A 21,496-nucleotide genomic window follows, 5' to 3' on the forward strand; every position below is an offset into this window, starting at 1 on the left:
CACTGGCGCGCGCCGCAATCTGACGCATTTTTCATCTCGCGATCACGATCGCGCACGGCCGCTTTCGCATACTGGGTCCATGGTTCGCCACCCGGCGGCCGCGATCAAGGAGAGCATCGATGAAAACCGCAAAACTCGCAGCATGGTTCGTCACCGCCACGCTGTCGCTCGGCATGGCCACGCAGGCCGCGCTCGCCCAAACGCAAACGCAAGGCAAGTCCCGCTCGCAGGTCGTCAACGAACTGAAGCAGGCGCAGCACGACGGAGTCGTGCCGACGAGCAAGACGCAGTACCCGCCGACCGGCGAGATCGTTGCACGCAACAAGGAACTGCACGGAATTTCGGTGCATGGCGGCGAGAAGAAGCCGCAGACCGACAATCACGACGACCTGACCGCGAAGCAATGACGCCCAGCCCCACGGCCGCAGGCAACGCGCCGCGCGCGGCTGCCTTGCGGCGAACGCGCGGGCGTGTGCGCCCGCGCCGTCAGGTGCCGATGGCGGCCGGCCGTCGCGGAAAGCGCAGCCAGAAGGTCGTGCGGCGACCCGGCTCGCTGTCGACGCCGCATTCGCCGCCGTGATTGTCCATGATCGACCGGACGATCGCGAGGCCGAGCCCCGTGCCCGACGCCGAATCGTGCCGCGACGGATCGACGCGATAGAAGCGCTCGAAAATCCGCCCGACGTGCTCCGCCGCGATGCCGGGCCCCGTGTCCGACACGGCGATCGTCGTCGCGCCGCCCTGCTCGACGCAATCGATCGTCACGACGCTGCCGCGCGGCGCATAGGTCAGCGCATTCGACAGCAGGTTGCTCAACGCGCGCTGGTACAGCGTCAGATCCGCATCGACCCACGCATGGCCGTCAACCTTCACCGTCACGCCCTCGTCTTCCGCAAGCGGCTCGTAGTAGCCGGCCACCCGCCGGGCCTCCTCCGCCGCATTCAGGCGCCGCACATCGATCGACGTGCCGGCCTGCTCCGAACGCGCGAGAAACAGCATGTCCTCGATCATCCGCGACAGCCGCTGGTATTCGTCGATGCTCGACTCGATCACGCTCCGGTATTCGTCCGCGCTGCGCGGTTGCGACAGCACGACCTGCGCGGCCGCCTGCAGGTTCGTCAGCGGCGTGCGCATGTCGTGCGCAAGATTCGACGAGAACTGGCTCAGCCGCGTGAACGATTCGTTCAGCCGCGCAAGCATCCCGTTGAACGCATGCTCGAGTTCCTTCAGCTCGCCTGACGTATCGAGTTCAGGCAGCGGATGCGCGAGCCGGCTCGTCGACATCTGCTCGGCGCGCGCCGCGAATCGTCGCAGCGGGCTCAGCCCGAGCGCCGCGACGCCGTATGCGATCGCGGCCGCGAGCACCACGCCGAACACCTCGATCACGACGATCGTATAAGCGTGCGTGCGCAACAGCAGCACGTCGGCGCTGCGGTCGTATTGCACGGCGACGCGCACCACGGGCGCCCCGGCGCCGGCGAGCGGCACGCCCGTCAGCAGATACCGGTGCCGCACGCCGGGCGCGGCGATGCCGACCGGCACGCGCCCGGCGTTCGTCGACAGCAGCGGCGCATACGGGCGGAAGCCCGGCGTGCCGACGAGGCGCGCACCGCCGGCATCGAAGATCGCGAGATCCATGTTCGGATGCCCGTGCAACTGGTCGATCCAGATATCGGCGTTGCGCGCGACGTCGGCCGTCGTGCGCGCCTCGGCCAGATGCGCCCCCAGTGCGGCGGAAATGCCGGCCATCTGCTCGGCCGCCGTGGCTTCGACGCGGTTGCTCAGCGCCTCGTACAGTGCGACGCCGCTCGACGCGAGGATCACCGACGTCGACAGGATGATCAGCGCGGTCAGGCGGCCGCGCAGCGTGCGCGGCAGCAGGCGCGCGATCATGCGGCCGCGCCGCCGCGCGTTTCGAGCACGTAGCCCATCCCGCGCACCGTGTGGATCAGCTTCGGTTCGTACGCGTCGTCGATCTTCGAGCGCAGCCGGCGAATCGCCGAATCGACGACGTTCGTGTCGCTGTTGAAGTTCATGTCCCACACCTGCGACGCGATGGTCGCGCGCGGCAGGATCTCGCCTTCGCGGCGCATCAGCAGCCACAGCAGCGCGAACTCCTTCGCGGTCAGCAGGATCGTGTCGCCCTGCCGCGTGGCCTTGCGGCGCGTCAGGTCGAGTTCGAGATCGGCCACGCGCAGCGTGTTCGAGTCGCGCGGCTGGCCGCGCCGCAGGATCGACTTGATGCGCGCGGTCAGCTCGACGAAATCGAACGGCTTCGCGAGATAGTCGTCCGCGCCGAGTTCGAGCCCCTTCACGCGATCGCCGACGTCGTCGCGCGCGGTAAGGAACAGCACGGGCGTCGACTTGCTGCGCCGCAGGTTCTGCAGCAGCGTCCAGCCGTCCTGCCCGGGCAGCATCACGTCGAGTACGAGCAGGTCGTACTCCTCCGTTTCGGCCTGGTGCTGGCCCGTGATGCCGTCCTCGACCCAGTCGACGACGTAGCCGGCCTCGGTCAGGCCCTTGCGCAGATATGCGCCCGTCTTCGGTTCATCCTCGACAATCAGAATTCGCATCACGCATTACCCTTGAAGAAACCCAGCCGGCGCAGCACGCGCGCACCGACGCCGCCGCGCAACGCCGTGCGCCACGACACCGCATGGCTGACACGGTACAGCACCGGCAGCACCAGCAGCGTCAACGCCGTGGACGACAGGATACCGCCGATCACGACCGTCGCGAGCGGGCGCTGCACCTCGGCGCCGGTGCCGGTCGCGAACGCCATCGGCAGGAAGCCGAGCGATGCGACCAGCGCGGTCATCAGCACGGGCCGCAGCCGCGTGAGCGCGCCGTCGCGCACGGCCGCGTCGAGCGGCATCCCTTCGTCGCGCAGGTTGCGGATGAACGAGATCATCACGAGCCCGTTGAGCACGGCCACGCCGGACAGCGCGATGAAACCGACCGCCGCCGTGATCGACAGCGGAATCCCGCGCAGCCACAGCGACACGACGCCCCCGCTCAGCGCGAACGGAATGCCGGTGAACACCAGCAGCCCGTCCTTCACGTTGTTGAACATCACGAACAGCAACACGAACACCATGAACAGCGCGAGCGGCACGACGAGCTTCAGGCGCTCGCTCGCGCTTTGCAGCTGCTCGAATTGCCCGCCCCACGACACCCAGTACCCGGCCGGCACACGCACGTCCTGCTGCAACTGCTCGCGCGCATCGGCGACGAACGAGCCGACGTCGCGGCCGCGCACGTTCGCGCTGACCACCACCCGTCGCTTGCCGTCCTCGCGGCTGATCTGGTTCGGGCCCGGCGCCACGTCGATCGTCGCGAGCTCCGCGAGCGGCACGTACGGCGCCGCCGCGAGCGGCGCGCTGGCGCCCGCGGCCGGCGCGGGCAGCGCGATCGGCAGCCGCTTGATCGCCTCGATGTCGGAGCGCAGCTCGTCGGGCAACCGCACGACGATGTCGAAGCGGCGGTCGCCCTGGAACAGCGTGCCGGCCTTCCGCCCGCCGACGGCCGCGGCCACCGAATCCTGCAGGTCGGCGACGCTCACGCCGTAGCGCGCGAGCTTGTCGCGGTCGAGGTTGACGGTCAGCACCGGCAGGCCCGTGGTCTGCTCGACCTTCACCTCCGACGCGCCCGGCACCTTCTGCAGTGCAGCCGCGATCTGCTCGCCGGTCCGGTTCAACACGGCCATGTCGTCGCCGAAGAGCTTCACGGCGACGTCGCTGCGCACACCCGAGATCAGCTCGTTGAAGCGCAGCTGGATCGGCTGCGAGAACTCGTACGCGTTGCCCGGCAGCTCGGCGAGCGCGTCCTCGATCTCGCGCACGAGCCGGTCGCGCGGCTTCTTCGGATCGGGCCACGTGTCGGCCGGCTTCAGCATGATGTAGCCGTCCGACAGGTTCGGCGGCATCGGGTCGGCCGCGATCTCGGCCGTGCCGGTGCGTGCGAACACGCGCTCGATCTCGGGGAAGCGTGCCTTCAGCGTCTTCTCGATCGACTTCTGCATCTCGACCGACTGCGACAGGCTCGTGCCGGGAATCCGCAGCGCGGACACGGCCAGGTCGCCCTCGTTCAGGCTCGGGATGAACTCGCTGCCGAGGCGCGTCGCCAGCCCCAGCGTGACCAGCACGATCGCGCCCGCCCCGGTCATCACGCGCGCCGGGCGCGTCATGAACGCGGCGAGCACCGGTTCGTACGCGCGCCGCGCCCAGCCCATCAGCCGGTTTTCCTTCTCCTCGACCCGCTCGCCGATGAACAACGCGACGGCCGCCGGAATGAACGTGACGGTCAGCACCATCGCGGCGGCGAGCGCCATCACGACGGTCGTCGCCATCGGGTGGAACATCTTGCCTTCGACGCCGGTCAGCGCGAAGATCGGCAGGTACACCACCATGATGATCAGTTGCCCGAAGATCAGCGCGCGGCGCGCCTCCTGCGAGGCGCCGAACACTTCGGCAAAACGCTCGGCGCGCGTGAGCGGCCGCCCGGCCGCCGCCTGCGCATGCGCGAGCCGCCGCACGCAGTTCTCGACGATCACCACCGCGCCGTCGACGATGATCCCGAAGTCGAGCGCGCCGAGGCTCATCAGGTTGGCGCTCACCTTCGCGTTGACCATCCCGGTGAAGGTCATCAGCATCGACAGCGGAATCACGAGCGCGGTGATCAGCGCCGCGCGGATGTTGCCGAGGAACAGGAACAGCACGGCTATCACGAGCACCGCGCCTTCGAGCAGGTTCTTCTTCACCGTCGCGACGGCCTTCTCGACGAGCACCGTGCGGTCGTACACCGGAATCGCCCTCACGCCGGCCGGCAGCGTGCGGTTCACGTCCTCCATCTTCGCGGCGACGGCCTTCGACACCGTCCGGCTGTTCTCGCCCATCAGCATGAACACCGTACCGAGCACGACTTCCTCGCCGTTCGACGTCGCGGCGCCGGTGCGCAGTTCGCGGCCGATGTCGACCGCGCCGACGTCCTTCATCCGCACCGGCACGCCGCCGACGTTGGTCAGCACGATGTTCGCGATGTCGTCGACGGTGCGCGCCTGGCCCGGTACGCGCACGAGATACTGCTCGCCGCGCTTTTCGATGTAGCCGGCGCCGACGTTGTCGTTGTTGCGCTCCAGCGCGCGCACGACGTCGGCGAGCGTCAGCCCGTACGACATCAGCTTCGCCGGATTCGGCGCGACGCGGTACTCCTTCACGTAGCCGCCGATCGAGTTGACCTCGGTCACGCCGCGCACGTTGCGCAACTGCGGCCGCACGACCCAGTCCTGCAGCTCGCGCAGGTCGGCCGCCGTATAGCGCGTGCCGTCGGGCTTGCGCGCGTTGGCGTCGGCCTCGACGGTCCACAGGTAGATCTCGCCGAGGCCCGTCGACGTCGGCCCCATCGCGGGCGCGATGCCGGCCGGCAGCTTGTCCTTCGCTTCCTGAATGCGCTCGTTGACGAGCTGCCGCGCGAAGTAGATGTCGGTGCCGTCCTTGAAGATCACGGTGACCTGCGACAGCCCGTAGCGCGAGATCGAGCGCGTCTGCTCCAGCCCCGGCAGCCCGGCCATCGCGGTCTCGACCGGATAGGTGATGCGCTGCTCGGCCTCGAGCGGCGAGTAGCCGGGCGCGGACGTGTTGATCTGCACCTGCACGTTGGTGATGTCGGGCACCGCGTCGATCGGCAGGCGCTGGTAGCTGAACACGCCCAGCGCGGCCACGGCCGCGATCGCCAGCATCACGAGCCAGCGGTGCGCAATCGCAAAGCGGATCAGACGCTCAAACATGTCGGGATTCCTTGAAGCGGAGCACGGTGGCCCGCACCGGACGGGCCGAGCGGCCGGTCGACCGGCCGCTCGGAAAGCAAGCCGCATGAAGAGCCGCCAGCCTCGCCACGGCGCATGCGTATTGCCGCTCATTCATGTTCCGCGCTCCCCTTGCCGAGTTCCGCCTTCAACACGAAGCTGTTCGACGCCGCGTATTCCTGGCCGGGCTGGAGCCCCTTCAGCACTTCCGTCGCGCGTTCGTCGCGCCGCCCCGTCTCGACGGCCTGCGCGACGAAGCCTTTCGGCGAGCGCACGAACACCGACGGCGCACCGTCGACGTCCTGCAGCGCGTCGCTCGCGACCGCGAGCGGCACGCCCTGCGCACCCGCATCGACCGACACGTTCACGAACATCCCCGGGCGCCACACGCGGTCCGGGTTCGGCAGCACGACGCGCGCCGGCGCGGTGCGCGTCTGCTCGCCGAGCAGCGACCCCACGTACGCGATCGGGCCGCTCGAACGCGATTCGAACGCGGTCGCGATCACCGTCGCGTCGCGGCCGACGCGTACGTCGTCGAGCCGCTGCGCGGGCACCGCCATCTCGGCCCACACGGTGGACAGGTCGGAAATCACGAACATGCTCGCGTCGGCGGCGATCGCCTCGCCGGGCGTCGCATGTTTCTCGACGATCGTGCCTGCGAACGGCGCGCGCAGTTCGTAACGGTTCAGCGCGCCCGCGCCGACTGGCGCGTTCAGCGCGGCGAGCTTCTGCCGCGCGTTCTGCACGGCGATCTCGGCCTCGCGCAACTGCACCTGGGCCTGCTGGTAATCCTGCTCGGCCGAAATCCGTTCCTGCCACAGCGTGCGTTCGCGCTCGTAGGTCGCGCGCGCCCCCGCCAGACGGCGCTCGGCCGTCAGCAACTCGCTGCGGCGGTCGGCCAGATCGGTGCTCGCGATCACCGCGAGCACCTGCCCCTTCGCGACGTTCTGCCCGAGCGACACCGACACCTGCTCGACGATGCCGGCCACGCGCGGCACCACGTGCGCGGTGCGATCCTCGTTGAACTTGATCTCGCCCGGCAACTGGAACGGCGTCGCGATCTGCGCGGGGCCGGCCTTCGCAAGCGCGATCCTCGACGTCGCGAGTTGCGCGTCGCTCAGCGCGATCGCACCGTCGGCGCGCGCGAACGGGAACGATGCCGCATCGTTGCCAGCCTTCACGTCGATCGTCGCATCGAACACGTGCGGCTTCGCGATCGACTGCGCCGACACGAACTTCCGGCCGGCCACGTCGAACCGCAACGGCTCGCGCGTACGGTCGTACCGCACCAGCGTGCCGGACACGGTCACGCCGTCGATCGCAGGCTTGCCGTCGACGAATGGATAGACGACGAGCCGCGCGTCGCCGGGCTTTTCCGTCATCACGATCTCGACGGACAGCTTGCCGCGCTCGAGCACGACACCGCCGCGCGCGCCGGCGCCCTCGGCCGGCTGCGCGGCTTCGGCGGCCGTCGGCGCCGATGCGCTGCTGCCGCCCCGCGCGACGGCGAGTGCGCCGATCACGATCCCTGCGCCACCGAGCACGGCGGCCGCGATAACGAAGATTCTGCTGCGTGACATGATGATCCTTCCGGTGAGAGCGGCGCTTAGCGCGCGACGGCCGCAAGCGGCGTGCCGACGAGCCGGCCGATATCGGCGCGAGCCGCATGGGCGCCGGCGAGCGCACGGACGTATTGCGACTGCCCCAGGAACAGCGTGCGCTGCGCGTCGAGCACGTCGAGGAAGCTGAACTTCCCGAGCTCGTAGCCGCGCGACATCGCGTCGAGCGCAAGACGCGCGGCCGGCAGGATGTCGGATTTCAGCCGCTGCGCTTCCTGCTCGGCGGCCTCGAAATTCGCGTACGCCTGCGCGAGCTCCAGCCGCAGGCGCGTGCGTTCGCGATCGAGATCGGCGTTCGCGCGCTCGGCCTTGTGCGTCGCCTCAAGCAGCGCACCCCGGTTCGTGTTGAACAGCGGAATCGGAATCGATATGCCGACCACGGCCTGGTTGTCGGGCACGCCGCCCGTGGTCACGCGCTTCACGCCCGCGCTAACCGTCACGTCCGGAACGCGGCGCGCGCGTTCGAGCGACACGGCCGCATTCGCGCGCAGCAGCTCGGCGCGCGCGACCCGCGCGAGCGGTGCGTCGTCGAGCTGCGCGGTCAACGCGGACAGCGGCTCGACCGGCGGCACGTTTTCCAAGTCGCCGCGCACCGCGAGCCGGTCGCTGCGCGCTTCGCCCATCACGGCGTTCAGCTTCTCGCGCGCAACCTCGACACGGCCGCGTGCGGTCACCACTTCGATCTGCACGCCGGCCGCCGCGACCTGCGCCTTGGTCGCCTCGACCGGCGACACCTTGCCGGCCTGCGCGCGGCGCGCCGCGAGATCCGCGGAGCGCGCGGCGATCGCGGCCGATTCCTCGGTCACCTGTAGCTGGCGCTGTGCGGCGAGCAGCCCGTAGAACGCGGCGATCACGTCGGCGCGCACCGCGGCGCCCTGCTCGTCGAGCGAGGCGCTCGCCGCCTCGCGGCCGTACGACGCGACGTCGAGCCGCGCGCGGCGCTTGCCGCCCAGTTCGATGGCCTGGCCGATCATCGCGGTGGACGTGCGTTCGGCGCGGCTGAAGCCTTCCTGCAGGAACGACACTTCGGGATTCGGGCGCGCGCCGGCCTGCATCAACGCGCCGGCCGATGCATCGACGTCCGCGCGCGCGCCGCGCAGCGCCGGATTGTTCCGCGCCGCGACCGCGAGCGCATCGGACAGCGTCAATGACGGCGCAGGAAGCGCGCCGGATGGCGGTGCGCCGATCGGCGTCGCGCTGCCGGCTGCGGTCGTGGCCGGCCCCGGCGTCGGCGACGGCTGTGCATGAGCCGTCGCGGCCATCGCGAAGACGATGGCCGCGGCGAGGTTGAGCTTGAGCATGTTCGGTTCTGCGGTAACGGTTCGCGACCGATGCTACGGACCGGCCGCAGTGCGAACATGAGGCGAAGATGATATTTCCGTCATGTCGGGTGCAGCGGCACGCAGGCGTGCGACCGCCCCGCAGGAACGGCATGCCGCGTCGAAGATCGGGAGGACGGGTTGAACGTACCGCGCGACGCGCGCACGGAAGATTGCAGGTTGTCGAGGAATCGGTACGCGTGCGCGGCAGGCCCGCGCACTCGGATCAGGCGAGCCCTTGCTTCGCGCGCCGCCGCTGCACGAGCCAGTCGAGCAGTTGCTGCCCGTCGCGTTCGCCGAACCAGCGCGCGTGCCCGATCAGGTAGCCGTCGTACGCGATGTCGACGATCGCCGGCGCATCGATGATGCAGCCGAAATACGCGACTTCCGACAGCGCGAACTCCGTATGCACGATCGGCAGCAGCGCGACCAGCGCCGCATACGCGTCGTCGCTCAACGGTTCGAGCGATTCGTAGCCGTCGAGCAGCGCGTCGATCTGGTCGTATTCGACGCGCCGCGCATCGGCCGGCGCCATCCAGTCGACCGTATTGCGCTCGATCGCGAGCGCGAGGTCCATGACCGCGCAGGTGCGGTCAGACAAGCCGAAATCGAGCACGGTCCGGACCTGCGCGCCGGGCCCCGCCTCGGTCCACAGCAGGTTCGACGCGTGCCAGTCGCCGTGCGTCCACAGCGGCGGCAACGCCGGCAGCAGCGGCACGAGGCGCGCGTGATACGGGCCGATCGCGTCGACCACGTCGCCACGCCAGTCGCGCGAGCCGAGCGCACGCACGAGCAGCGGCTGCGCGTCGACCCAGCGCTCGAGCGCGCCCGCCAGATCGGCGCACGACAGCACGCGAAAGCTCGACAGCAGCGTGCGCACGGGCCGCGCGGGCGCATCGTAGCCGGCCGACGCGCGATGCAGCTCGGCCAGCGCGCGGCCGGCCGCATACGCATGCGATGGATGCGTGAACGGCTGCCACGACATCACGCCGCGATACGGATCGACGCCGGGTGCGAGCACGTGCACCTCGTACGTCCATTCGCCGGACGCGAACGCGGTCGCACCGTTGCGATCGGCCAGCACGTCCACCACCGGCATCCCGCGCGCGCGCAGATGCGCGATGAAGCGATGCTCTTCCTCGAGCCCGGCGACATCGCGCAGGCTCGCGTGATGACGCTTGACGAACAACCCGCGCCCGTCGGCCATCCGCACCAGCACGGCTGCCGCGAACTGCCGCGGGCTGTGCCACGTCAGCCTCACCGGTTCGCCCGCGCCGTCGATCCGCGCGAGCACGGCCGCCACTTCGTCGTGCGTGATCAGCGGCCAGTCGCGTTCGGCCTGCTCGCCGTCCACGCCGAATTGCGGCGGCGCGACGTCGCGCGACAGGGGGCCGTCCGGCTCGAGGGGGAATGACATGAACGGCGTTGCTCCGTAGTTGAATCCGTGCGCGAATCAGCGCGCGCCGCCGCCCGATGCGAGCGGGCCGCCGGCGGCTGCACGCAATGCGGCGGCCGTCCGGCTCCAGTCGCGCCAGCCGACGACGGCCAGCCCGATGAACAGCGCATAGAGTCCGGCCGTCAGATACAGTTCCTTGAACACGAACATCCCGACGTACACGACGTTCACGACGATCCACAGTCCCCACGACGCGATGTAGCGCCGTGCGGTCCAGTATTGCGCGACGAGGCTGAACGCGGTCAGCGACGCATCGACGAACGGCAGCGCCGCATCGGTCCAGCGCGCCATCATCCCGCCGAGCAGCGCGCTGCCGACGACGGCCGCGATCAGGTCGGGCAGCATCTGCCGGGGCCGCACGCCGGTCACGGGTGCGACATCGCCGGCCGGCGCCGCCTCGCCGTCTGCACCGCCGGCGGCCTCGCTCGCGCGCTGCGCGAGCCAGCGCTGCCAGCCGTACACCTGCAGCACCGCGAACGCGCCCTGCAGCAGCATGTCGGAATACAGCTTCGCGTCGAAGAAGATCCAGCCGTACAGCGCGACCGATGCGAGGCCGACCGGCCAGCACAGCATGCGCCGTTTCGCGGTCAGCCAGATCGCGAGCGCGCTGACGATCACGCCGGCGATTTCGAGTGGGGACATCGTCTGTGCTCTCCTGGTGGGCTGCCGGGGCCGCGCGTCACGCGGCCGATTCCGGTCGGTCAGAAATCATAGGTCAACGACACGCGCGCGGTGCGCGGTGCACCCGGGAACAGGTACGCATCGCCCTGCTGCTCGCCTGCGTCGCGCCAGTAGAACTTGTTGAACAGATTGTCCACCGATACGCGCAACACCGTGCGATGGCCGCCGATCTTCGTCGTATAACGCGCGCCGAGATTGAACACGAACCACGACGGCACGCGCGCGGTGCCTTCCTCGTTCGCGTTGCGCGCCGCGCTGTATTCCACCCCGCCGAGCACGTTCAGGCCCGCGATGCCCGGCACCGCGTAGTCCGCATACAGCGACGCGCGCAGCGCGGGCACGTTGATGATCTGGTGTCCTTCGTAGGCCGGCGACCCCGAATCGACCGCGCGGGCGCGAATCGCCGCGACGCTGGCCGTCAGCCCCAGCCGCTCGGTCACGCGCCCGGCTGCGCCGAGCTCGATTCCCTGGTGCCGCTGCGTGCCGCGCTGCACGAACGTGTAGGTCGTGCCCGATGCGTCGGGATCGGCGAACTGGAACGGCTTGCTGATCGAGAACACGGCAGCCGTGAGGCTCAGCCGGTCGAGCCAGTCGTATTTCGCGCCGACCTCGAACTGGTGCGATTCGACGGGCGGCAGGAATGCATACGCGTTGGTCGCGCGCACGGGCGCCTGATCGCCGAGCGACAGCGCCTTGCTGTACGACGCATACAGCGACAGCACGTCCACCGGCTTGTAGACGAGCGCGACCTGCGGCAGGAACACCGAGCGGTCGGTATGTGTCGTATCGCCGTCGAGGCTGCTCCAGCTGCGCTGGCGCAGCAGCACTTCCTTGCCGCCCGCGAGCACCTGCCAGTGTTCGCCGATGCCGATGCGGTCGAGCCCGAACACGCCGTACTGCCACGCATCGAGGCGCGGATACGACGGCCCGGGCGAATTCGGCGACGGCGAGAAGGTCAGGTCCGGCCCGTAGACGTTCTCGCTGCCCACGTAGTCGTACACGGCGTCGGCCATGTGCACGACGCGGCGCTGCACGCTCACGCCGAGCGTCAGCTCGTGCCGCAGCGGCCCCGTCGCGAACCTGCCCGTCGTAACCGCGCGCAGATCGTCGTTGCGCCGGTATTCGCCGGGGCTGCGGAAGTCGTATACGTCGTAGTCGCCGTTCGCGCCGAAGAAGAACGGCGACGTCGCGCCGGCCGCGCAGCTTGCCGCGTAATAGCAGCCGTACGCGAACGCGCTGTTGTCGTCGATCATCGTGCGGCTACGGCCGGCGGCGACGTAGGCCTTCCAGTCGTCGTTGAACCGGTAGTCGAAGCGTGCGTTCAGGTTAAGCGCATCGGTCGTCACCGGTTTCGCCCACGGCTGCGTGCCGAGCGCCTTCGACGTCGTCTTGACCGACGGCACGACGGTGCCGCCGAGCAACTGGTAGCCTGGCGCGGAGCGCTGGATCCACTGCTGGAATTCGGCGTTGAGCTGCAGGCTCGCGCGCGGGCCGATGTCCCAGTCGGCGGCGATCGAGCCGAACGTGCGCCGCCCGTTCGTGCCGTCGATATAGGAGTGCATGTTCTCCTTCGCCGCATTGATCCGGAACCCGAACTGATGGTCGGGGCCGAAGCGGCGGCCGAGATCGACGGCCGCCGACGTCGAGCCGCGGCTGTCGACGCCGCCCGTCACGCTCGCGACGTTCGCGGAGCGCTTGGTCACGAAGTTGATCACGCCGCCCGGCGCGACGACGCCGCCATCGATGCCCGCGAGCCCTTTCAGGATCTCGACGCGCTCCTTGTTCTCGAGCGGCACGTTCTGCTCGCCGGACACCGTCAGCCCGTCGATCCGGATCGCGCTCGCGAGATCGACCGGAAAGCCGCGGATCGCGAAGCCTTCGAAATAACCCACCGGCGCATAGTCGTTGACGACCGACGCATCGTTGCGCACGACGTCGCTCAAGCGCTTCGCCTGCTGATCGTCGATCAGCGCGCGCGTGACGACGCTCACCGACGCCGGCGTGTCGCGCAGCGGCGCGTCGTCGAACCCCGCGACCGACGCTTCGCGCGCCCGCAGCGAGGGGCCGCGCTCGCCGCTCACCGTGATCGCGGGCAGCGTCGCGCTGCCGGTCGCGTCGGCGCCCGGCGCGGGCGGATCGCCCGGTGCCGCGGCAGCCTGCACCGCGAAAAGCGTGACGCCGAGACCGACACCGAGCCCGACCTTCGTGCGCCGCCGCCGTTCGGGCGCCGCTGTTGTTCTATTCACCGTCATTGTTCTGGATGGAAAACTCGCCACTCGACCCTGTCGAAACCCGTTGGAAGCTGCGAAGCGTGCACCCGCCGCCGCGCCCGTCGCCGGACGCGTGCGTCGACGCGGTATTCATCGGACGAACCGGACCATGCGGCGCGCAAGCGGGCCGGCCGGTCGGAACAGCGCAGGATGGGGCATCGGATTCGGATGACGCGCCGGAAACGATGCAGCGGCCGACGGGTCCGTCGGGTGCCTGCCGGCCGGCCGGCTGCCTCGCGCGATCGTGTCATGCGGGGGACGCTTCGAACGCCCCGGTGCGAGCGGCGGGCACTCGCGCCGGCCGTTCGTCGGAACGGCGGCCTGCCCGGCGCGCGACATCGCGGCGTGGCGCGCATTTTACCCCGGGCGGGGCACAGGGCCGAGGAATCGGGCGGAACGGGAAACGGAGAAGGCGGCAACCGGAATCGCGGTTCGGGCGGCACGACGGCGGCGAAGATGCGGGCGCGATTCGCGTCGCGCGTGCCGGCCCCGACGCCGCGTCGTCGTGCGCCGGGCGGAACGTGCCTGGAACCGGCGCGGGAATGGGCGCCTGCTACCGGTTCGTCAGCCGTTCGCTTTAGCCCCCCTGCATCGTCACCTCCATGCCGAGCAGTTTCACGACGGGCTCGTTCATCAAATCGGTCGACGCTATCGTCGACCCGGACGGCATCCGAAAAAAAGCAGCAGTCGCGCGCACTTTTCGCGCGGCAGGCCGTCCGCGGTCACATGTCGCAAGCGCGTCAGCAATCGAGCACGAGCGGCTCCGTGGCCCCTTGCGCGGGCCGCGCGACGCACGGCAGCGCGCAGCCGGGTGCGACCGGCGCATCGGGCGTCTGCGCGTAGTCGACCGCGCCCGACAGCACGCGCGTCGCGCACGTGCCGCACGAACCGGCGCGGCATTCGGACGGCACGGCCACGCGCTGCCCTTCCGCGAATTCGAGCAGCGTGCCGTCGGCAGGCGTCCACGCGGCTTCGCGCCCCGTGCGCCGGAACACCACCGGCACGCTTGCCGCCATGGGCGCGGCGGCCGTGCGGGTCGCACTGCGCGAGACGCTCGACGGCCCGAACGCCTCGAAACGGATGCGCTCGTCCGGCACGTTCAGTGCGCGCAGGCCGTCGTACAGGTCGCGCATGAATGCCGACGGCCCGCACAGGTAGAAGTCGTAGTCGTCGAACGACAGGATCCGCTTCAGTTGCCCGACGTCGATGCGGCCTGCCCGCGCGGCCGCCCCTTCGTGAGGACGACTGTCGAACCAGTGAAGCGACACGCGCGCATCGGCGGCCGCGATGCGCGCCAGTTCCGCGGCAAACGGCCGGTCGGCCGCTTCGCGTGCGCCGTGCACGAACACGACGCGGCGCGACGGCGCGTCGTCAGCCAGCGCCCGGCGCAGCATCGCGACCATCGGCGTGATGCCGATGCCGGCCGACACGAGCACGGCCGGGCGCGGGCTCGCGAGATCGAACGCGAAGCGGCCGCGCGGCATCTGCGCGTCGAGCGTCATGCCTGCCCGCGCATGATCGTGCAGCCATGCCGATACGCGCCCCTCGCGCTTCACGGTGATCCGGTAATGCGTGCCGCCCGGTGCATCGGACAGCGTGTAGCTGCGCATCGACGGCGCGTCGCTGCCCGGCAGCGCGACGCGTAGCGTCAGGTGTTGACCGGCTTCGTACGCAGGCAATGCGCCGCCATCCGCCGGCTCGAAATGGAACGACCGAATCGCGCGCGCCTCGTCGACGATCTTCGCGATGCGCAGCGGCCGCCATGCGGGCGCCGAGGCCGGCGCGGCCGGTGCCGCCGCGCCGCCCGACGACGACGCCATCGCCGCGAACTGCGGCGCGCGCTCGACCGCCGACCACCGGAACGGCAGTACCGCCCGCATGCGTCGCACTTCCCGCACATGGAAGCGCACGACGCGTTGCGCACCGTCGAACGACGCGACGACCGGCCCGTCCCACACGATCTCCGCGTGCGCGGCGACATACAGCACGTCGCCGCCGTCGAAATCGACGAACAGCAGCCCCGCGCGCGGATCGTGCTGCAGGTTGCCGAGCGTGTTGAAGAACCGGTTGCCGCTGAAATCGGGCGTCGTCAGCGTGCGTGCATCGTCGACGCGCACGAAGCCCGGCATCCCGCCGCGATGCGACACGTCCGCGCCGCGCGCCGCGCCCGCGTCGGGAGACGTGTTCGCGCTCGCGACGAAGAACGTGTCGGCCTGCGCGAGCAGCGCGCGGTCCGCATCGCTCAGCGCGTCCGACACGTCGGGCGCGACGGATGCGTCGACGCCCCTCGCAATGAAAGTCGGCTTGCGGCCCTGGATGTACTTCGCGCAATTGCCGAAGCTCTGCTCGACCGCGATCGTCAGCACATCGCCGTCCGCCGCGCGCACGACGCCGTTCACGCGATTGCGCCGCCGCGTATCGAATTCGATCCCGAGCCCGCCGAGCGGCGCGCCCGCCCGCCACGCGCCGGCCAGCGGGTCGCCCGGCAGCGCGCGCGCCGCGATGCGCAGCGTGCGGGCGTCCGGCGACGTGACGAAACCCGGTGCGCCGACCCGCAGCGTCGCCCATGGCTGGCCCTGCGCATCGACGCCGCCGAGCACGAAGAACGGCAGTTGCGCGAAAAAGGTCCGGTGCTGGTCCGGCATGAATCGCCGGATGCCGCGCCGGCCGGCCGCGCCCGCCGCGTCCGTCACGCCCGCGCGCTGCTGCACGGCAAGCTCGCCCGCGTGAAACGGCGTGACCTCGAGTTCCCAGCCCGGTACGACGGCGCTCGGCGTATTCATTGCGTTCTCCTGAACAGGCACGGTGGCCGCGAGCGTCAAGCGGCGAGCAGGCCCGCGCGCGTCGTCGGCATCGCGACGAAGCCCGGCAACGCCTCGATACGCGCCAGCCACGCGCGCACGTGCGGATACGGTTCGAGCGACACGCCGCCTTCCGGTGCGTGCGCGATGTACGTGTACGCGGCGATGTCCGCGATCGTCGGCTGCGCGCCGGCCGCGAACGGCTTGCCGGCCAGCTCGCGATCGATCACGTCGAGCACCTTCGCGGCCGTACGCTTGGCCGCTTCCGGGTCGAGCTGCGCGCCGAACACGGTCACGAGCCGCGCGGCGGCCGGGCCCGACGCGATCGGGCCGGCCGCGTACGACAGCCAGCGCTGCACGACGGCCGCGCCGACCGGATCGTCGGGCAGCCAGTGCGCGTCGCCGTAGCGCTTCGCGAGATACACGAGGATCGCGTTCGAATCGGCGATCACGGTGCCGCCGTCGTCGATCACCGGCACCTGCCCGAGTGGATTGAGCGCGAGAAACGCCGGTTCGCGCTGCGCGCCGGCCGCGAGATCGACGTCGATGGTCGTGGACGGCAGCCCGAGCAGCGACAGGAACAACCGGACACGGTGCGCGTGCCCGGACAACAGGAACGAATAAACGCGGATCGGCGAAGCAGGCTTGCTGGCGGCAGACATGGAAACACTCCGGAATCTCGCGCCGCCGGGGATCGGCGACGAACGGCCCCAGCGTAGCGCTCGCGGTTCGTCGCCAGAAGACGGATAATTGCTGAAACATTATCCGCTTCCATAGGACAATCGACGATGGCCGATTTGCGCGACGTGAACCTGAACCGGCTGGCGATCTTCGTCGCGGTGGTCGAGGCCGGCTCGCTGACGGCCGCGGCCGAGCGGCTCGGCCTCGCGAAGACGGTCGTCAGCACGCACATGCAGCGCCTCGAATCCGAGGTCGGCGCGAACCTGCTGGTGCGCACGACGCGGCGGCTGAGCGTGACCGATGCCGGGCGCGTGTTCTACGACGCGTGCCGCGACATCGTGCGCGCCGCCGAAGCCGCGCTCGACGCGGTGTCGTCCGACGCCGGGCCGCTGCGCGGCACGCTGCGCGTGAGCGTGCCGATCGACTATGGCGCGCTGGTCGTCGCGCCGGCCGTCGTCGCGCTGCGCGACCGGCATCCGGCGCTCGCCGTCGAACTCGTCGCGAACGACCGCGTCGTCGATCTCGTCGCGGACAACCTCGACGTCGCGATCCGCATCGGCCGCCTCGCCGATTCGAACCATCGCGCGGTACAGCTCGGCACCTACGAGAAATGGCTGGTCGCGAGCCCGGCGTTCGTTGCCCGCCACGGGCTGCCGCGCGATCCGGATGCGCTCGCCGCGCTGCCGTTCGTGATGTTGTCGTCGCTGCCGCGCCCGCATACGCTCGACCTCGACGACGCGCGCGGCGGCCACGCATCGGTGCGCTGCGTCGCGCCGGTGGTGTCGAACACCGCGACCGCGTGCCGCGCGATCGTGCTCGCGGGCGGCGGCTTCGGGCTGCTGACGGATTTCTCGACCGCGGACGACGTCGCGGCCGGCCGGCTCGTGCGGCTGCTGCCGGGTTGGCGCACGGCGCCGGCCGGGATTCATGCGGTGTATCCGTCCACGCGGCTGCCGTCGCCGAAGGTGCGGGCGTTCATCGATGCGATGAAGGTGCGGCTCGGGCAAACGCCGGTCGCGCCGCCCGCGCGTGCGCCGCGACCGAAGCGCGCGGAGGACTGAGCGGTTAGCCGTCCGTCACATGAATTTCAGGTAGCACTGTTTCTTGGCGACCTCCTCGCGCTTGAATCCTTTATCGCTCATGCACGAAGCAAACTCGTCCGGAAACGGATTCAGATTGAAGATCCTGTCCTGGATGCTGGCGGGGATACCCTGGTCCAGTTGGGCTTGCGCTTCCGCGCAGGTCGCCTTCGCGAAGGAGAGCGTGACGGGTTCCCCGCTGATGCGATTGCGGATTTTTTCATACGCCCCGTCCTTGCAGGCCGCCACTGTGTCCTTCAGGTGCTGTGTATAGAGGGCATCGCGGCAGACGTCGCCTGCCCGGTCCGCATCCCTGAACAGCGCCGCGACCGTTTGCGATTTCCACTCGGTTTCGTAGCGCGTGGTTTCGCTCAACGGCCAGCAGCCGCAGCCCGTCAGCATCAGGACGGAAACAACCGCTCCCGCCGACGTCGCGCGGCGCCACCATCGGTTCCGTACTTGCATGAGTTCCTTGTTATTGATCGACAACCATCCCGTATCGCGGGCGACCGGCCCCAGTCCCGCGCACCTATCCCGCCGCCCCCAACGTCCCCAGCAACACCTTCCTGCAACTCGCGATCATCTGCGCCTCCGGATCGCGATAGCCGGTGAGCAGCCATGCGGCGCCGACGTTCGTCATCGCGCCCACCAGCGCGAGCCCGATCAGCCGTTGCTCGGTGCGCTCCGCCGGCGTCACGGCTTCGCGCGGCACGCCGATCGCCATGATCAGCTTGCCGAAGTCGAGCAGCATGCGCTGATACGTCATGTCGGTATCCGCACTCACGCCCATCACCTCGAGCAGCAGCACGCGCGCCGCGCACGGGTCGCGCAGAAACGCGAAGAATGCGGCGAGCCCCGCGTCGACGCGCTCGCGCAGATCGCCGCCGCGCGCGGCGACCGCCTGCGCGACCGCGTCGTGCAGTTGCTGCGCGTGATGCAGATAGGTGCAGCGCAACAGATCCTCGGTGCTGTCGAATGCCGCATAGAAATAGCGATCGTTCAGCTTCGCTTCCTGGCAGATCGACCGCACGGTCGCCTTGCGAAACCCCACCGTGCCGAACACGCGCGTCGCCGCGCGGATCAACGCATCGCGCCGCTCGGCGGCCCGTACCTCGGGCGCCACGCCGCCATACGACCGGCCTCTTTTTTCCGTTTCGAGTGCTTTCTCCATTCCGCTATTTGACATCAGGACACCCGAAAACTAAAGTGGTGACGATCAACACCACAATAGACGCGCCGCCGATGCAGCGCAAGCGGAACGGGAGGAACGACGGATGAAGGGGTTTTCCGGCAAGGTCGCCGCGATCACGGGCGCCGGTTCGGGCATGGGCCGCAGCCTCGCGATCGAGCTCGCGCGGCGCGGCTGCAAGGTCGCGCTCGCCGACGTCGACGAAGCCGGGCTCGCCGGCACGGCGGCCGCGTGCGCGTGGCACGGCGTGCGCGTGAGCACGCGCCGGGTCGACGTCGCCGACCGCGACGCGGTGTTCGCGTGGGCCGATTTCGTTCGCGCCGAGCACGGCAAGGTCAATCTGATCTTCAACAACGCGGGCGTCTCGCTGGCCGCCAGCGCCGAAACCGCCCGCCTCGCCGATCTCGAATGGATCGTCGGCATCAATTTCTGGGGTGTCGTGCACGGCACGCAGGCGTTCCTGCCGCATCTGCGCGCATCGGGCGACGGGCACGTCGTCAACACCTCGAGCCTGTTCGGGCTCGTCGCGATGCCGACGCAAAGCGCGTACAACGCGACCAAGTTCGCGGTGCGCGGCTTCACCGAGGCGCTGCGGATGGAACTCGAACTCGACGGCGCGCCGGTGAGTGCGACCTGCGTGCATCCGGGCGGCGTCGCGACGAGCATCGTCGACGCGGGCCGCGTCGATGCCAGCATCCGCGCACTGACGGGGCAGGACGAAGCGACCCATCGCCGCCAGGCCAATCGCTTGATCAACGCGACGACGGCCGACGAGGCCGCGCGGCAGATCCTCGCGGGCGTCGAGCGCAATGCGCGCCGCGTGCTGGTCGGCGCCGACGCGCGCCGGCTCGACAGGATCGCGCGGCTGCTCGGCGCCGGTTATCAGTGGCTGATGCTGCGCCACGTGCGTCGCGCCCGCGCACGCAATCTTCGCCCGAAGGAAGCCTCCGCGGGAGAACGCGCCTACGCGCCGGCCGCGCGCCCCACCACACCGACGAAGGACCCCGCATGAGCTCGACGACGACCGACCGGCGCGCCGCGCCGCCTGCTCCCGACGCCCGCCGCGACCGGCGTGACGGCAACGACCTCGACGTGCTGATCGTCGGCGCCGGGCTGTCAGGCATCGGCGCCGCGTATCACCTGAAGCAGCGCTGCCCGCATGCGAGCGTGGCGATCGTCGAGGCGCGCGACGCGATCGGCGGCACCTGGGACCTGTTCCGCTATCCGGGCGTTCGTTCGGATTCCGACATGTTCACGCTCGGCTACAGCTTCCGCCCGTGGCACAGCGACAAGGCGATCTCCGACGGGCAGACGATCCTTGACTACATCCGCGACACCGCGCGCACCTACGGCATCGACGAGACGATCCGCTACGGCCAGAAGGTCGTCGCGGCCGACTGGGATTCGAATCGCGCGCGCTGGACGGTGCGCATCGAGCGCACGCGGGACGGCGCAACGGACACGCTCGTCCATACCTGCCGCTTCCTGTTCATGTGCAGCGGCTACTACGACTACGACGCCGGCTACCTGCCCGACTGGGCAGGCATGGACACGTTCGAGGGCACGCTCGTGCATCCGCAGCACTGGCCGAAGGATCTGTCGTACGCGAACCGGCGCGTGGTCGTGATCGGCAGCGGCGCGACGGCCGTCACGCTCGTGCCGTCGATGGCGGCCGATGCGCGGCACGTGACGATGCTGCAGCGCTCGCCGACCTACATCGTGTCGCTGCCCGCGCGCGACAAAATCGCGAACGCGCTGCGCCGCGTGCTGCCGTCGCGGCTCGCGCACCGGCTCGTGCGCGTGAAGAACGTCCTGCTGACGATGTACCTGTACAACGTGTCGCGCCGCAAGCCCGACCGGACGAAACGGTTCATCATCCGCGCGGCGAGCAAGCAGCTCGGCCCCGACTTCGACGTCGCGAAGCACCTGACGCCGCGCTACATGCCGTGGGATCAGCGCGTGTGCCTCGTGCCGAACGGCGACCTGTTCAAGGCGATTCGCGCGGGCCGAGCATCGATCGTCACCGACGAGATCGAGCGCTTCACGCCGACCGGCCTCGAGCTGAAGAGCGGCCAGCAGCTCGACGCGGACGTGATCGTCACCGCGACCGGGCTGAAGGTGAAGATGCTCGGCGGTGCGCGGATCACGGTCGACGGCCGCACGGTCGATTTGTCGGAGACGGTGTCGTACAAGGGGATGATGTACAGCGACGTGCCGAACCTCGCGTCGTCGTTCGGCTACACGAATGCGTCGTGGACGCTGAAGGCCGAGCTGATCGCGCGCTACGTGTGCCGGCTGCTCAATCACATGCGCGCGAACGGGTACGACACGTGCGTGCCGCGGCTCGGCGCAGGCGATCTCGGCGACGTGCCGGCCGTCAACCTGAGCTCGGGTTACATCCAGCGTGCGGCCGGCATCCTGCCGAAGCAGGGGCACCGCAAGCCGTGGAAATTCCACCAGAACTACGTGCTCGATCTCGCGTCGCTGAAGTTCAGCCCGCTCGCCGATTCCGCGATGCATTTCGAACGCCGCGCCCAAACCGGCCAGGCAGCCGCCGCACCGGCTGCCGAACCCGCACTCGAAACCCGCTGAGGCCGA

The 21,496-nt window shown here is 69.8% G+C and carries 16 protein-coding genes; 4 read left to right on the forward strand and 12 right to left on the reverse strand.

Annotation, left to right across the window (positions count from 1 at the left end):
• The first annotated feature begins 119 nt into the window (after window positions 1-119).
• Entirely contained in the window at window positions 120-407 is a 288-nt protein-coding gene (locus WT24_RS27895; RefSeq protein WP_059504172.1) for a DUF4148 domain-containing protein, read from the forward strand.
• A 79-nt stretch (window positions 408-486) separates the two neighbouring features.
• On the opposite strand, the gene WT24_RS27900 is transcribed toward WT24_RS27895, so the two are convergent.
• From WT24_RS27900 to WT24_RS27945, 10 genes are all read right to left on the reverse strand, one after another.
• The gene (locus WT24_RS27900) at window positions 487-1,893 is read right to left on the reverse strand and encodes a heavy metal sensor histidine kinase (RefSeq protein ID WP_060036444.1); all 1,407 of its coding nucleotides are present in this window, start codon (window positions 1,891-1,893) and stop codon (window positions 487-489) included.
• Entirely contained in the window at window positions 1,890-2,573 is a 684-nt protein-coding gene (gene irlR, locus WT24_RS27905; protein ID WP_034205392.1) for a heavy metal response regulator transcription factor IrlR, read from the reverse strand. The genes WT24_RS27900 and irlR overlap by 4 nt, the downstream gene beginning before the upstream one ends.
• Window positions 2,573-5,785 (reverse strand): efflux RND transporter permease subunit, encoded by a 3,213-nt coding sequence (locus WT24_RS27910; protein ID WP_060036445.1) that lies wholly within the window; start codon window positions 5,783-5,785, stop codon window positions 2,573-2,575. Before WT24_RS27910 ends, irlR begins: the two co-directional genes overlap by 1 nt.
• A 128-nt stretch (window positions 5,786-5,913) precedes the next feature.
• Window positions 5,914-7,383 (reverse strand): efflux RND transporter periplasmic adaptor subunit, encoded by a 1,470-nt coding sequence (locus WT24_RS27915; protein WP_060036446.1) that lies wholly within the window; start codon window positions 7,381-7,383, stop codon window positions 5,914-5,916.
• A 26-nt stretch (window positions 7,384-7,409) separates the two neighbouring features.
• The gene (locus WT24_RS27920) at window positions 7,410-8,723 is read right to left on the reverse strand and encodes a TolC family protein (protein ID WP_059789305.1); all 1,314 of its coding nucleotides are present in this window, start codon (window positions 8,721-8,723) and stop codon (window positions 7,410-7,412) included.
• A 244-nt stretch (window positions 8,724-8,967) separates the two neighbouring features.
• Window positions 8,968-10,158, reverse strand: coding sequence for a phosphotransferase enzyme family protein (locus WT24_RS27925; RefSeq protein WP_060036447.1), 1,191 nt, complete (start codon window positions 10,156-10,158; stop codon window positions 8,968-8,970).
• Between the two features lie 36 nt (window positions 10,159-10,194).
• Complete coding sequence (gene pnuC / locus WT24_RS27930) at window positions 10,195-10,839, reverse strand: nicotinamide riboside transporter PnuC (RefSeq protein WP_059504185.1); 645 nt, start codon at window positions 10,837-10,839, stop codon at window positions 10,195-10,197.
• 59 nt (window positions 10,840-10,898) lie between these two features.
• Window positions 10,899-13,130, reverse strand: a complete 2,232-nt coding sequence (locus tag WT24_RS27935; protein ID WP_060036448.1) for a TonB-dependent siderophore receptor — start codon at window positions 13,128-13,130, stop codon at window positions 10,899-10,901.
• Between the two features lie 758 nt (window positions 13,131-13,888).
• Window positions 13,889-15,931: a pyridoxamine 5'-phosphate oxidase family protein gene (locus tag WT24_RS27940; protein ID WP_060036449.1), complete on the reverse strand. Its 2,043-nt coding sequence runs from the start codon at window positions 15,929-15,931 to the stop codon at window positions 13,889-13,891.
• Between the two features lie 35 nt (window positions 15,932-15,966).
• The gene (locus WT24_RS27945) at window positions 15,967-16,611 is read right to left on the reverse strand and encodes a glutathione S-transferase family protein (protein WP_059789300.1); all 645 of its coding nucleotides are present in this window, start codon (window positions 16,609-16,611) and stop codon (window positions 15,967-15,969) included.
• Between the two features lie 126 nt (window positions 16,612-16,737).
• On the opposite strand from WT24_RS27945, the gene WT24_RS27950 reads away from it, so the two are divergent.
• The gene (locus WT24_RS27950; protein WP_060036450.1) at window positions 16,738-17,691 is read left to right on the forward strand and encodes a LysR family transcriptional regulator; all 954 of its coding nucleotides are present in this window, start codon (window positions 16,738-16,740) and stop codon (window positions 17,689-17,691) included.
• A gap of 15 nt (window positions 17,692-17,706) precedes the next feature.
• Here WT24_RS27950 and WT24_RS27955 read toward each other — a convergent pair whose 3' ends face one another.
• Window positions 17,707-18,198 (reverse strand): hypothetical protein, encoded by a 492-nt coding sequence (locus WT24_RS27955; protein WP_257127357.1) that lies wholly within the window; start codon window positions 18,196-18,198, stop codon window positions 17,707-17,709.
• A 40-nt stretch (window positions 18,199-18,238) separates the two neighbouring features.
• Window positions 18,239-18,895: a TetR/AcrR family transcriptional regulator gene (locus WT24_RS27960; protein WP_060036451.1), complete on the reverse strand. Its 657-nt coding sequence runs from the start codon at window positions 18,893-18,895 to the stop codon at window positions 18,239-18,241.
• 88 nt (window positions 18,896-18,983) lie between these two features.
• On the opposite strand from WT24_RS27960, the gene WT24_RS27965 reads away from it, so the two are divergent.
• Both WT24_RS27965 and WT24_RS27970 read left to right on the forward strand, forming a co-directional pair.
• Entirely contained in the window at window positions 18,984-19,910 is a 927-nt protein-coding gene (locus WT24_RS27965) for an SDR family oxidoreductase (protein WP_060036452.1), read from the forward strand.
• Window positions 19,907-21,490, forward strand: a complete 1,584-nt coding sequence (locus tag WT24_RS27970) for an NAD(P)/FAD-dependent oxidoreductase (RefSeq protein WP_060036453.1) — start codon at window positions 19,907-19,909, stop codon at window positions 21,488-21,490. Before WT24_RS27965 ends, WT24_RS27970 begins: the two co-directional genes overlap by 4 nt.
• Window positions 21,491-21,496 lie beyond the last annotated feature (6 nt).

It is taken from the genome of Burkholderia sp. MSMB1078WGS (genome assembly GCF_001528895.1).
Lineage (GTDB): Bacteria > Pseudomonadota > Gammaproteobacteria > Burkholderiales > Burkholderiaceae > Burkholderia.

What these genes read in the sequence shown, in the direction of transcription:
- WT24_RS27895 (WP_059504172.1), top strand. Translation starts at nt 120, where the DNA reads ATGAAAACCGCAAAACTCGCAGCATGGTTCGTCACCGCCACGCTGTCG.
- WT24_RS27900 (WP_060036444.1), bottom strand. Translation starts at nt 1,893, where the DNA reads ATGATCGCGCGCCTGCTGCCGCGCACGCTGCGCGGCCGCCTGACCGCG.
- irlR (WP_034205392.1), bottom strand. Translation starts at nt 2,573, where the DNA reads ATGCGAATTCTGATTGTCGAGGATGAACCGAAGACGGGCGCATATCTG.
- WT24_RS27910 (WP_060036445.1), bottom strand. Translation starts at nt 5,785, where the DNA reads ATGTTTGAGCGTCTGATCCGCTTTGCGATTGCGCACCGCTGGCTCGTG.
- WT24_RS27915 (WP_060036446.1), bottom strand. Translation starts at nt 7,383, where the DNA reads ATGTCACGCAGCAGAATCTTCGTTATCGCGGCCGCCGTGCTCGGTGGC.
- WT24_RS27920 (WP_059789305.1), bottom strand. Translation starts at nt 8,723, where the DNA reads ATGCTCAAGCTCAACCTCGCCGCGGCCATCGTCTTCGCGATGGCCGCG.
- WT24_RS27925 (WP_060036447.1), bottom strand. Translation starts at nt 10,158, where the DNA reads ATGTCATTCCCCCTCGAGCCGGACGGCCCCCTGTCGCGCGACGTCGCG.
- pnuC (WP_059504185.1), bottom strand. Translation starts at nt 10,839, where the DNA reads ATGTCCCCACTCGAAATCGCCGGCGTGATCGTCAGCGCGCTCGCGATC.
- WT24_RS27935 (WP_060036448.1), bottom strand. Translation starts at nt 13,130, where the DNA reads ATGACGGTGAATAGAACAACAGCGGCGCCCGAACGGCGGCGGCGCACG.
- WT24_RS27940 (WP_060036449.1), bottom strand. Translation starts at nt 15,931, where the DNA reads ATGAATACGCCGAGCGCCGTCGTACCGGGCTGGGAACTCGAGGTCACG.
- WT24_RS27945 (WP_059789300.1), bottom strand. Translation starts at nt 16,611, where the DNA reads ATGTCTGCCGCCAGCAAGCCTGCTTCGCCGATCCGCGTTTATTCGTTC.
- WT24_RS27950 (WP_060036450.1), top strand. Translation starts at nt 16,738, where the DNA reads ATGGCCGATTTGCGCGACGTGAACCTGAACCGGCTGGCGATCTTCGTC.
- WT24_RS27960 (WP_060036451.1), bottom strand. Translation starts at nt 18,895, where the DNA reads ATGTCAAATAGCGGAATGGAGAAAGCACTCGAAACGGAAAAAAGAGGC.
- WT24_RS27965 (WP_060036452.1), top strand. Translation starts at nt 18,984, where the DNA reads ATGAAGGGGTTTTCCGGCAAGGTCGCCGCGATCACGGGCGCCGGTTCG.
- WT24_RS27970 (WP_060036453.1), top strand. Translation starts at nt 19,907, where the DNA reads ATGAGCTCGACGACGACCGACCGGCGCGCCGCGCCGCCTGCTCCCGAC.